This is a genomic window from Rhizobium sp. L43 (assembly GCF_002531725.1).
Taxonomy (GTDB): domain Bacteria; phylum Pseudomonadota; class Alphaproteobacteria; order Rhizobiales; family Rhizobiaceae; genus Rhizobium.
Genome location: NZ_NWSQ01000001.1, coordinates 498,403 through 510,516 on the forward strand (window position 1 = coordinate 498,403; position 12,114 = coordinate 510,516).

Below are 12,114 nucleotides of genomic sequence, written 5' to 3' on the forward strand. Positions count from 1 at the left end.
TTCTTGCAAGCGCCGGTCAGGCGAGCGCCGGGACCGCATCGAGGAGGGCGCGGGTGTAGCTGTGCTGCGGCGCGGAAAAGACGTGCTCGACGCCACCCGCCTCGACGATCCGGCCGTCCTTCATCACCAGCACGCGATCGGTGAGATGATTGATGACGCCGAGATCATGGGAGATGAAGAGAAGCGCCGTACCGGAGGCGGCCTGCAGTTCGGCGAGCAGATCGAGAACCTGGGCCTGCACCGAAACGTCGAGCGCGCTGACCGGTTCGTCCGCCACCAGAAGCCGCGGCCGCGGCGCGAAGGCGCGGGCGATTGCCACTCGCTGGCGCTGGCCGCCGGAAAGCTCCCGTGGATGACGGCGGAGATAGGCCGACCCCAGGCGGACGGCATCCAGCACTTCGAGCACGCGCTCGCGGCGGGACGCGCCAAAGATGCCGACGGAGTCGAGGCTCTCGCCGACGATTTTTTCCACGCTGTAGCGCGGGTCGAACGAACTCAGAGCGTCCTGTGCGATCAATTGCATGCTGGCGCGCCGCAAGCGGCGCCGTGCCTCGGGGATATTGCTCCACTGCTCGCCGTCGATGAACACCGTGCCGTCATCCGGCTCGACCAGGCCGAGGACTATCTTCGCAACGGTGGTCTTGCCGGAGCCGGATTCGCCGACGATCCCCAGCGCTTCGCCGGCGGCGAGGTCGAACGACACGTCGTTGACGGCGAATGCGCCGCCGGCCCCTCCGTAACGCTTGAAGAGATTATGGGCCGACAGGACGCGGTTCTCCTGGTCGATATGTTTGGCCGGCAGCGGAATGCGCAATCGCTCGACTGGTTCTGCAGGCGGCCGCGCCGTCTGTTGCCGGGAATGAGGCTCGCTGGGAGGAGACAGACGATAGCCCCGCGATCCCGCCGACGGCACCGCATCGAGCAATTGCCTTGTGTAGGGATGTTCCGGATTGCTTAGGATCCTGCCCGGCGGTCCTTCCTCGACGATCCTGCCATTCTGCATCACCAGCACGCGGTCGGCCAGGCGCGACACGACGGCGAGATCGTGGCTGATCAGCAGCAGCGTATGCCCGGCCTTCCGGCGCTCGGCCAGGAGATCGAGGATTTGCTTTTGCACTGTGGTGTCGAGCGCCGTTGTCGGCTCATCGGCAATCAGCAACGACGGCTGCCTGGCGATCGCCGTCGCGATAAGGGCGCGCTGGCGCAGCCCGCCGGACAGCTGATGCGGATATTGCGGCAGGCGCCTTTCCGGATCGGGAATGCCGACCGAGCGCAGCAGCGCATGGCTGTCCCGGCCGACATCCGGCCGGGAGAAAAGGCCGCGCCTGCCGAAGGCATCCGACAGTTGCTGGGAAATCCGTCGCAGCGGATCGAGCGACACCAGCGCATCCTGAAGAACGAAGCCTATCTTTTCGCCACGCAGGCGTCGCCAGTCCCTTTCGCCGAAATCGAGGACGCTTTCACCATCGATATCGAACCGGTCGGCCCGCACAGTGGCGCCGCTCCCGGAAAGGCCGATGAGCGAACGGGCCGTCACGGATTTGCCGGAACCGGATTCACCCACCAGAGCAACGGTCTCGCCCTTGTTGATCGTCAGGTCGATGCCGTGGACGACGGCATTGGCGCGTTCGTCCTGCGGAAAGCCGATGCTGAGATTGGTGATGTGAACGACTGATGTCACGACTGCCTCCTGCCTTCGAAGGCCAATTGCCAGCGTTTTCCGAGAACGCTGATGGCAATGACCGTCAGCGTGATGGCAAGACCGGGCCACACGCCGATCCACCAGGCGACGCGAAGGTAATTGCGGGCTTCGGCCAGCATCGCGCCCCATTCCGGCGCCGGAGGCTGCGGCCCCATGCCGAGAAAGCTCAGGCCAGCGGCCTGGATGATCGTCGTGCCGAGGCCGATCGTCGCCAGAATCGGAACCTGGGCTATCGCATGCGGCAGGACATGGCGGATGACCAGCACACGCGGCGTCAGCCCGAATGTTTTCGCCTGTTCGACATAGCCGCTTTTGGCGATCACGAAAGTCTGGGCGCGCACCACCCTGGCGAAACGGGGGACCGACGCCACGCCGAGCGCGAAGATCAGGTTGACCGTGCCGGGACCGGTGAACGAGATCAGCACCAGCGCCAGCAACAGATCCGGAAAGGAGGAAACCACATCGAGGAAACGCGAAATCGCTTCGTCGACGAGACCGCGGGCGAGGCCCGAGACAAGACCGAGCAGCGAGCCGACGACGGCAGCGATGGCAACGGCGCTGACGCCGATCAGAATGGAGTAGCGGGCGCCATGCACGACACGGGAAAAGACATCCCTGCCGAGATGATCGGTGCCGAACCAATGGTCGATGGAAGGCGGCAGCTGCGCCTGCAAGGGATCGGCGGCGATCGGGTCGGCCGCGGTCAGGACATGCGGCCAGATGGTTGCAACCGCCACCAGTAACAGGAAAAGTGAGGATACGACAACGCCCGGTCTGGACAGGGCCGCGCGGAGCAGGCGGACGGGTCGGCCGCTTCCTTGCTCCGGCGCCGTGGAGGAAACACTCATCGGCCTGCCTCCCTGGCGTCGTTGCGCAGGCGAGGGTCGAGCAGCAGATAGAGAATGTCGACCAGCGTGCTCAGCACGACATAAACGAAGGCGGAAAGCACGGCGACCGCCAGCACGACCGGCAGGTCATGCGCCAGAACGGCGTTGACCGTGATCCGCCCAAGGCCCGGCCGGCCGAACACCGCCTCGGTGATGACGGCGCCGGACAGCAGGTTGCCGATCAGCCAGCCTGTCAGCGTGACGGCGGGCAGAGCGGCGTGCCGCAGGCCATGTCGCAGCCGCAGCACGAGGTCGCCGGCACCCCAGCTGCGAACGGTCAGGGCGAACGGCTCTTCCAGAGCCCGCTCCAGCCCCTCACGCAGAACCTGGCCGATGACGGCGCCGAGAGAGAGGCCGAGCGACAGGGCCGGCAGCACCAGTGCGGAAATATCCCGGTCGCCGGAGACGGGGAAAAGCTTCAGCGTGAAGGAGAAGACGAACAGCAGCAGGATGCCGAGCCAGAAGGTCGGCGTCGAGATCAGAATGAGCTCGATCCCGCCAGCGATGCTGCGCGGTAGGCGCTTGCCGGCGGTGATGACGGCGCTGGCCACCGCAAATACCACCGCAACCACCAGTGCCGCCGCCGTCAGCTTCAAGGTCGGCAGCATTTGCGATAGGACCAGGCCGGAAACGTCGGTTTGCAGGATGTAGGAACGGCCGAAATCGCCATGCAGGATACGCGAGAGATATGAGAAATACTGCGTCAACAGCGGCTCATCCAGACCCCACTCGGCGCGGATGGCGGCTTCCACCTCCGGCGTTCGCAACTGTTCACCGATCAGAAGGCTGACAATGTCGCCAGGGGCGAGCTGGAGACTGATGAAGCTCAGGCTCACCGCCGCCCACAAAACCAGGATACCGGAGCCGAACCGGGCCAGGATCTGCGACCTCAGGCTGTTGCGATTGAGCCGGCGCCGCCGTGAGAAAAAGGCGGCGGGCGTCTTGCCGAGCGCCGTCGTGTTATCGGCAGTCATTGTCTGTCACTCCTGCATTGACCCTGCGGCCACGGCCGCAGGGTTGCGTTGACGGAACTGATTTATTCGCTGCGCCAGATGTCGTAGGCGCTTTCGGGCAGCTGCTTGAAGGCGCGGAAGCTGATGCCCTTGACATAATTGGCTGCCGCCACCTGATCCTCAGGTTCGTAAAGGGGCAGGGCGTAAGCCTGGTCGACGATGGCAAAGCGCTGCAGGCCCGCATAGAGTTCGAAGCGCTTCTTGTTATCGAGGGTCGAGGCGGCCTCGTTCAGCCATTGCGCCAGTTCAGGCGCGGCGGCGCGGCTGTAATTGATGGTGCCGCCCTTATCCAGGGGCAGGTAGTGATATTCGATGTCGATGGCGCCGGTCGGGGTGTTGGAATTGGCGATCGAGCCGAACTGGCCGGTTTTGCGCCGGTCGGTATAGGTGCCCGCATCGACGAAGACTATGGCGAGATCGATGCCGGCGTTCTGACGCGCCTGCGCCTGCAGCGCCTGTAGCAGCACGTCGCGCTGATCGCGCACCGTGGCCTGCGCCTGGACGACCTCGATGGTCAGCCGCTTGCCGTCCTTCGTGCGGAAACCGTCGGCGTCGCGGGCTGTCCAGCCGGCTTCATCCAGCAGGCGGTTGGCGAGCTTCGGATCGGCGCCGTAGGCCTTTTCGATGCTCTTGTCGTAGAACTGCGGATCGATCGGGGAGGTGATGCCCCAGGCCCGCGTGCGCTCGCCGCGATAGACGGCTTTCAGCACGGCATCCACATCGATGGACGCCACCAGCGCCTTTCGCACATTGATATCCTGGGTCGGCCCCCAGGTGACGTTCAAGAAGAGCGAATAGGGCGTACCGGTGTTCAATGCGGTCTGATAACTGAAATCGCCATTTTCCTTAAACAGCGCCGCATCATTGCCGGAAATGCCTTCGATCACGTCGACCTGGCCTGAGGTGAGCGCTCCGGCCCGCACCGAGGATTCCGGCAGGAAACGATAGGTGACTTCGTCGAGATAGGCCGGTCCCTGGTGGCCGGCAACTTTCGGCGCCCAGTTGTAGCCGGGGTTTTTGGCGAACTGGATTTCCTGGCCCTTGGCGTAACGCTTCAGGATGAAGGGTCCGGTGCCAGCGATTTCAGGTCCTCCGGACTTCAGCTGCGAGGAGGCGAAAGCGGAAGGAGAGAGGATTTCCAGGCTGGCGACATAGTCGAGGAAGGGGGCATAGACTTGGCTGAGCGTGAAGGAGACGGTGTCGTCGCCCGCAGCCTTCACTTCCGCGATGCGCGAGACCGGGCCGGCGCTGACACTGCCGGAATAGGCCGCATCCTTGAGCTTGGTGAAATTCGTCACGACGGCTTCAGCGTTCAGTTTCTGGCCATCGGTGAAGCTGACGTCGCTGCGCAGCTTGAATGTGTAGGTCTTGCCGTCCTCGGAAATCTTGTACTCGGTTGCCAGCCACGGGGTATATCCACCCTCGACCGTTCGGGCGAGCAGCGATTCATAGGCGTTGCGCAGCAGAAGCTTGGTCTTGTCCTGGCCGTTCAGCTGCGGATTGAGCGTGGCGGGCTCCGTTTCGACGCCCCATGCCAACTTGCCACCACTGACGGGTTTGGCATCCTCAGCGATGGAAAGACCCGGCAGCACGGAGGCCGCAAGAATGGCTGCGGTCACGGTCAGGAACTGTCTGCGGATAGGCATTTCGGTTTTGTCTCCCTTGTTGGAAAGCCGACGCAGCTCTGCTCATGCTGGCTGCTGCAGCCAGATGTCGTATGCGTTTTCAGGAAGCCGCTTGAAGGCCGGAAGCCGACGCCGTTCACCGCGCTGGAGGCGGCGATCTGATCATCAGGCACATAGAGCGGCAGGCCGAGCGCCTGATCGAGCAGCGCAAAGCGCTGCAGTTCAGCGTAGATCTCGAAGCGTTTCCTGGCATCGAGTGTCGAGGCCGCTTCAGCGAGCCAGGCGGAAATTTCAGGCGCTTCCGTGCGGCTGTAATTGATCGATCCGCCCTTGGCGCGCGGCAGATAGTGGAAATAGATGGTGACGCCGTTTTCCTGCGTCGTGGTCGAATTGGGGATGATGCCGTACTGCCCGTCCTTCTGACGGTTCGCATAGGTCCCGGCATCGACATATTGCAGGGCAAGATCGATGCCGGCGTTCTGGCGGGCCTGCGCCTGCACGGCCTGGAGCAGGATGTCGCGCTGGTCGCGCAGCGTCGCCTGGGACTGGACGATCTCGATGGTCAGGCGCTTGCCGTCCTTCGTGCGGAAACCGTCCGCGTCCCTTGCGGTCCAGCCTGCCTCGTCGAGAAGGCTGTTGGCGAGCTCGGCATCGAAGCCGTAACGGCCTTCGATGCTTTTGTCGTAGAAGTCCGTGTCGGCGGGCGTGAGAATGCCCCAGGCACGCTGGCGTTCACCGCGATAGACCGAGGCGATCACCCGCTCCACGTCGACGGCCGCCAAAACCGCCTTGCGCACCCTGACGTCGGTGGTCGGGCCGGCGGTCACGTTGAGGAACAGCGTGTAGGGCGTTCCGGTGTTGATCGCGCTTTGGTAGGTGAAATCCGGATGGTCCTTGAACAAGGCGGCATCGTTGCCGGCTATGCCTTCGATGACATGCACCTGTCCGGAGGTCAGCGCGCCCGTTCGCACGGCCGACTCCGGCAGGAAACGGTAGATCACCTCGTCGAGATAGGCAGGCCCCTGATGGGCAGCGTTTTCAGGAGCCCAATTATAACCAGGGTTCTTCTTGAAGCGGATTTCCTGGCCCTTGACATAGCGGTCGAGAATGAAGGGGCCGGTGCCTGCGATATCAGGGCCGCCCGACTTCAGCTGCGACGACGAGAATGATTTCGGCGACAGGATCTCTATGCCGGCGGCGCCGTCGAGGAAGGGCGAATAGACGTCGTTAAGCTTCAGCACCACCGTGTGCGAATCCACCGCAATCGCTTCGGCGACATGCGAAACGTGACCGGCGCTGATGCTGCCGGAATAGGTCGGCTCCTTCAGCTTGGTGAAGTTGAGCGCCACGGCGGCGGCATCGAGCTTTTCGCCGTCGCTGAAGGTCACGCCGTCGCGCAGGGTGAAGGTGTAGGTCTTGCCGTCGTCGGAGACCGAATAGCCTTTCGCCAGCCACGGCACGTAGCCGCCGTCCGGCGTGCGGGCCAGCAATGTCTCATAGGCATTCCGGAGGATCAGCTTCGCCTTGGCCTGGCCGTTCAGGTGTGGATTGAGCGTGCTCGGTTCCGTTTCGACGCCCCAACTCAACGAGCCGCCGCCGGCCGGCAGATCCTTGGCCTCTGTCGTGGAAGGCCGCAATCCTGCTGTCAGGGAGAGTGCCGCAATGCCGGTGCCGGCTAGAAAATCTCGTCTTGTTACCACGGTGATGGCCCCGATTTGTTATCCGATGTCAGGCGGCGATGGCTGCGCGCCCATTGGCCAGGAGTTCGATCGTTTTCAGGCGTTGCGCCCCATCCGACAGCGGGCAGTCAATGATGAATTCGTCGATGCCATAGGTCCTGTGCAGCTGCTGCAGCTCGGCATGGACGCTCGACGGCGTGCCGCGAATGAGGCGCGGATTTCGCTCCTCGATCTGGTACTGCGTCTTGCCCGACTGGCGTACATATTCGCGCGCCTGGTCTTCGCTGCCGACATTCACCGCCTGGCCGCCTTCGACCTCGACCCGGAACCGGCGGGTCTCGCCGCCGATGCTTTCGGCAAGCGCATTGGTTTCCGCGGTGATGACGCTCACGGCCAACAGCGCCGATGTACCGCCGGCGTTGCGGTAAGCCGCCAGCGCTTCGGCGATCGCGCTCGCATCACCATGGATATGCGCGGCATAGACAAAGCCCCATCCGAGGCTGGCTGCGAGCGTCGCGCTCTCCGCACTTGCGCCGAGCAGAAAGCGGCCGGGCGGCTGATCCGGCACCGGAAAGGCGACAGGACGTTCATCCCCGGATTGGCCGGCGTCTCCGTGGTGCAGAAAACCATTGAGTTCGGCCAACTGCGCCGCGAAGGACGGTTTGCGTTCGGGGTCGTAGGCCTGCTGCAGGGCGCGTGTCGACAGCGGTAAGCCGCCTGGCGCCTTGCCGACGCCGAGATCGACCCGGTCCGGCGCGAGAGCGGCAAGCAGGTTGAAATTCTCCGCGACCTTGTAGGCACTGTAGTGCTGGAGCATGACGCCGCCGGAGCCGATGTTGATGCGGCTTGTGCGGGCCAGCAGGAAGGAGATCAACACCTCCGGCGACGAGCTGGCGAGGCCGGGAGAGTTATGATGCTCGGCCACCCAGAACCGCCGATAGCCGAGCTCCTCGGCCCTTTTGGCCAGGCTCAGGCTGCGCTGCAGTGCCGCGGCTGCCGGTTCCGGGCCATGGATCGGACTTTTATCGAGAAAGCTGAGGGCGTATGACATATCTGCTCCCGACCCGACAGGTCGATTAAAACAGGTAATCTATATTTTTAGTAAACTATCAAATCGAGCAATGATCTTTTAATATTCGGCGGCAAACGCAACAATCATGCCGTGCAAACCGATCCTCCGATCGGGCATGCTGACGATGCTAGGCGCGCGCCGGACGACCTTCAGGGCATTTTTCTGAAGCCGCCTCCGGAAGCGATCAGACCTTCATCGGAGGCGTGTTCATGAGTGATATAGTTGTCCGGTCGTCATTGCTGGACCCTGCTGCCCAGCCCCTGATCGACGGGCTGGTCAGCGAATATGACGGGAGATACGGAGCCGCGAGCCGCCCCGGCGGGGCGCGGGCGGAAATCTTCCGTTATCCCGTTGCACTGTTTTCCCATCCGCTCGGAGATTTCCTGCTGCTGCAGCGGGATGGTCAAACCGTTGCCGGCGGCGCCTTCATGAGCCATGACGATGAGACGGCCGAAATGAAGCGGATCTGGACAAATCCGGATCTCAGGCGTCAGGGCCTGGCCCGCGCCATCATGCTGGCGCTCGAGGAAAGCGCTGCCGGGCTCGGCTACACCAGATCCTATCTTTCGACCGGTTTCCGCCAGCCCGAGGCGGTCGCCCTTTATCTGTCGCTCGGCTACCGTCCGCTGTTCGATCCATCGGCCGATCCCTCGCTCTATCGTTCGCTGCCGTTCGAAAAACATATCGGCGAAAAGGCCGGGCAGGTGGGGACAACGCCGATCTACCCGCCCGCAGCCTCCTTCGAAGAGGCGACTGCGCGGGTCACCGCGCTGAAGACAGGGCAGGAAGCGAAGATCCGGGACCGGCTGGCAAGCCACGACGCCTCCGCCGCATGACGGCGCGAGCGCGATGACCAATCTACCATTCCAACGGAACAGATCATGACGCTTCCCAATGGACTTCAAGTCGGCATCGGCGTTGATGTCGCCGCATACCCGCGCGACATCAACACCTCCCAGCGCGATTTTTGGCGGACATTCGTGTCCCGTCTCGACGAGCTGGTCGAATTCATCACTTTGGAGGACGGTTTCGCTGCAGCCGGCGGCGACGGGCTGGATGCCATTCTGCTTGCCAACTGGCTGGCGCCGCGCAGCCGCAGGATCGGCATCATCGCCGGCGCCCCGGTCAACTATCTCGAGCCTTTCCACATTTCGACCGCCGTCGCGACCCTGGATTATGTCAGCGAAGGCCGGGCCGGGCTTTTCGCGCAACAGCTCCGCGGCGATCGCGCCCTGCAGGCAAAGCAGGCGATCGGCGCACTCGACGGTTTTCCCACGACAGACGCGCCGGTGCTGGAACAGGACGCAAAAGATGCGATCGAGGTCATTCGCCGCCTGTGGGACAGCTGGGAGGAAGACGCCATCATCCGCGACCGCGAGAGCTTTCGCTTTTTGGACGGCGCCAAGCTGCACTACATCAATTTCGAAAGCGCGGCATTCAAAGTCCTCGGGCCATCCATCACGCCGCGTCCGCCGCAGGGCCAGCCGGTCGTGGCCGCCGTCCGGATCGAAGGCGACGACGCCTCCACCACGGCCGATCTCGTCTTCATTCGGCCCGGCAACCCGGAAGAGATCAATCTCCGCACTCGTCGAGGTGATCCGAAAACACAGGCCATCTTTGTCGATCTCGACGTCGACGCCGAGCCGATTTCCGTCGCCGAGTTTGCCGCACAGGTTGCCCGGGTCGCAGCATCAGGCGCCGATGGCGTCCGCCTGATCCCTAGCGATCCCAGGCAACTCGATCACCTCGTCAACGACCTCCTTCCGGCGCTCAAAGCCGCATCTCTTTTGCGAAAGCCGGGAAGCGGGACGCTTCGCGAGCGCCTCGGCCTGCCCACGGCCATCAATCTCTACACCTCTGCTGCGTGAGCGGAAAGGACCGTCCATGATCAAGAAACAGGTTATCCTGGGAGCCCAGTTTCCCGGTGTCAACAACTTCACAGTCTGGAGCGATCCGGCGGCCGGAAGCCAGATCGAATTTTCGTCGTTCCGGCATTTTGCCGAAACCGTGGAGCGCGGAAAATTCGACTTCATCTTTCTGGCGGAGGGTCTGCGGGTCCGCGAACAGAGTGGCCGCTTCCATGAGCTCGATGTCGCCGGTCGCCCCAACACGCTGGCGATCCTGACGGCGCTTGCGTCGATCACCGATCATGTCGGCCTGATCGGCACCCTGACGACCACCTTCAACGAACCCTATCCGCTGGCGCGGCAACTGGCGACGCTGGATATTCTCTCCGGCGGACGCGCCGGCTGGAATGTCGTCACCTCGCCGGGCGCATTTACCGGCGCGAACTTCCGCCGCGGCGATCACCTGCCGCACCGCGAACGCTACGAACGCGCCCGCGAATTCCTCGAAGCGGCGCGCCGGCTGTGGACCGAGGGAGACTTCGCGGCCAGTTCCAGGCATTTCGACATTGCCGGGCAATCGGCATTGTCGCCGCTTCCGCAGGGCGCTCCGGTGATCGCGCAGGCGGGAGACTCCGACGAGGGACGCGAGCTTGCCGCCAGCCATGCCGACCTGATCTATTCCCGCCACGGCTCACTCGAAGCCGGTCAGGCCTTTTATGCCGATGTGAAGCGGCGTCTGACGAAATACGGCCGCTGCCCGAATGCGCTGAAGATCCTGCCCGGCGCCAATTTCGTCATCGGCGATACCCAGGCGGATGCGCAGGAGAAGCTGAGAGCGATCCGTCTCCAGCAGGTCAGTCCCAGGAATGCGATCGTCTTTCTGGAGCAGGTCTGGAACCGGGATCTGTCGAACTACGATCCGGAGGGACCTCTGCCTGAGATCGAGCCGGATATTTCCGAGACGCGGCTGGCACAGGGACGCGCCAACAATCAGGACGTCGCCGGCAGGCTGGAAACGGCGCGTGTGTGGCGCGAGCTGGTCGAGCGCGACAAGCTCAGCATTCGCCAGCTGATCATCCGCGTCACCGGCCGGCAGCATTTCGTCGGCACGCCGGATGAAATCGCCACCGAGATCAACCGCTATGTGCAGGCCGACGCTGCCGACGGATTTGTCTTCGCACCGCATCTGACGCCCGGCGGCTTCGACGAATTCGTCGACCGGGTCGTGCCGATCCTGCAGGAAAGAGGTGTCTACCGAAGCGACTACGGCGAGGGCACGCTGCGTTCCAACCTCGGGCTGCCGGATCCGACCGCGCAATATTCGACGCCGCCTCTTGCTGCTGCCGTTTAGAGCGGTTCAGCTTTTCACGGAAGCTGAGCGCCGCTGACTGCGACATAGACCGCATAAACCGAATGTGTCGCCGCAATGAACAGACGGTTGCGTCTGGGGCCGCCGAAGGTGAGGTTGGCGACGGTTTGCGGCACGCGGATCTTGCCGATCAGTTTACCCATCGGGTCGAAGCAGTGCACGCCATCCCCTGCACTCGACCAGAGGTTTCCGTTCACATCGGTGCGGATGCCATCCGGAATGCCGCTGTCGATCAGGCAGAAAACGCGGCCGTTGGTCAGCCTTTCGCCGTCGACCACGTCGAAAGCGCGGATGTGACGCGGCAGGCTTTCGTCGTGGCTGGCTGCCGAGTCCGCCACATAGAGGATGGTCTCGTCGGGCGAGAAGGCGAGGCCGTTCGGCTGGGTGAAATCCTTGACGACGGCCGCAAGCGCGCCGGTCGCCGGGTCGAGCCGGTAGACATTGCGGGTCGGCTGCTCCGGTATGGCGCGATAACCTTCATAATCCGACATGATGCCGTAGATGGGATCGGTGAACCAGATCGTGCCGTCCGATTTCACCACCACGTCGTTCGGCGAATTGAGCCTGGCGCCCTCGAAACGGTCGGCGAGCAAGGTGATCGAGCCGTCAACTTCGGTGCGGGTGACGCGGCGGGTCCCATGTTCGCAAGAGATCAGCCGGCCCTGCCGGTCGCGCGTGTGGCCGTTGGCGAAGTTGGAGGGCTGCCGATAGACGGAGACGCCGCTTTCCGGCGTCCATCGCAGCATGCGCTGGTTGGGAATATCACTCCACAAGAGCTGGTTCGCATCGTTGAACCAGACGGGACCCTCCGCCCAGCGGCAGGAGGAATAGAGTTCGTCGAGACCGGCGCTCGTGACGATCAACTGCCGGAAGCGCGGGTCGTGGATTTCGTAGATGCTGGCCTCGGCCATGGCAGTCTT

General features: G+C 63.4%; 9 protein-coding genes and 1 pseudogene. 3 read left to right on the plus strand and 7 right to left on the minus strand.

Features of this window, described 5'->3' with window-relative positions:
• Positions 1-16: 16 nt before the first annotated feature.
• From CO667_RS02300 to CO667_RS02325, 6 genes and pseudogenes are all read right to left on the minus strand, one after another.
• On the minus strand, positions 17-1,681 hold the full coding sequence (locus tag CO667_RS02300) for an ABC transporter ATP-binding protein (protein WP_210421740.1): 1,665 nt from the start codon (positions 1,679-1,681) through the stop codon (positions 17-19).
• Positions 1,678-2,550, minus strand: coding sequence for an ABC transporter permease (locus CO667_RS35630; protein WP_097616837.1), 873 nt, complete (start codon positions 2,548-2,550; stop codon positions 1,678-1,680). The genes CO667_RS02300 and CO667_RS35630 overlap by 4 nt, the downstream gene beginning before the upstream one ends.
• Positions 2,547-3,563 (minus strand): ABC transporter permease, encoded by a 1,017-nt coding sequence (locus CO667_RS02310; RefSeq protein WP_097616838.1) that lies wholly within the window; start codon positions 3,561-3,563, stop codon positions 2,547-2,549. The genes CO667_RS35630 and CO667_RS02310 overlap by 4 nt, the downstream gene beginning before the upstream one ends.
• A gap of 62 nt (positions 3,564-3,625) precedes the next feature.
• A complete protein-coding gene (locus CO667_RS02315; protein WP_097616839.1) occupies positions 3,626-5,248 on the minus strand; it encodes an ABC transporter substrate-binding protein in 1,623 nt (540 codons plus the stop codon).
• Positions 5,249-5,290: 42 nt separating this feature from the next.
• Positions 5,291-6,927: pseudogene (locus CO667_RS02320) on the minus strand (ABC transporter substrate-binding protein).
• Positions 6,928-6,955: 28 nt separating this feature from the next.
• Entirely contained in the window at positions 6,956-7,957 is a 1,002-nt protein-coding gene (locus tag CO667_RS02325; RefSeq protein ID WP_097616840.1) for an MsnO8 family LLM class oxidoreductase, read from the minus strand.
• A 230-nt stretch (positions 7,958-8,187) separates the two neighbouring features.
• Between CO667_RS02325 and CO667_RS02330 the strand changes: the two genes are divergently transcribed.
• The 3 genes from CO667_RS02330 to CO667_RS02340 are packed head-to-tail and all read left to right on the plus strand — an operon-like array spanning position 8,188 to position 11,176.
• A complete protein-coding gene (locus tag CO667_RS02330; protein WP_097616841.1) occupies positions 8,188-8,814 on the plus strand; it encodes a GNAT family N-acetyltransferase in 627 nt (208 codons plus the stop codon).
• 45 nt (positions 8,815-8,859) lie between these two features.
• The gene (locus CO667_RS02335) at positions 8,860-9,846 is read left to right on the plus strand and encodes an LLM class flavin-dependent oxidoreductase (RefSeq protein ID WP_097616842.1); all 987 of its coding nucleotides are present in this window, start codon (positions 8,860-8,862) and stop codon (positions 9,844-9,846) included.
• 16 nt (positions 9,847-9,862) lie between these two features.
• Positions 9,863-11,176 (plus strand): LLM class flavin-dependent oxidoreductase, encoded by a 1,314-nt coding sequence (locus CO667_RS02340; protein ID WP_097616843.1) that lies wholly within the window; start codon positions 9,863-9,865, stop codon positions 11,174-11,176.
• 14 nt (positions 11,177-11,190) lie between these two features.
• Here CO667_RS02340 and CO667_RS02345 read toward each other — a convergent pair whose 3' ends face one another.
• Positions 11,191-12,105 carry an SMP-30/gluconolactonase/LRE family protein gene (locus CO667_RS02345; protein WP_097616844.1) on the minus strand — a complete coding sequence of 305 codons (915 nt, stop codon included), beginning with the start codon at positions 12,103-12,105 and terminating at the stop codon, positions 11,191-11,193.
• Between the last annotated feature and the right edge of the window lie 9 nt (positions 12,106-12,114).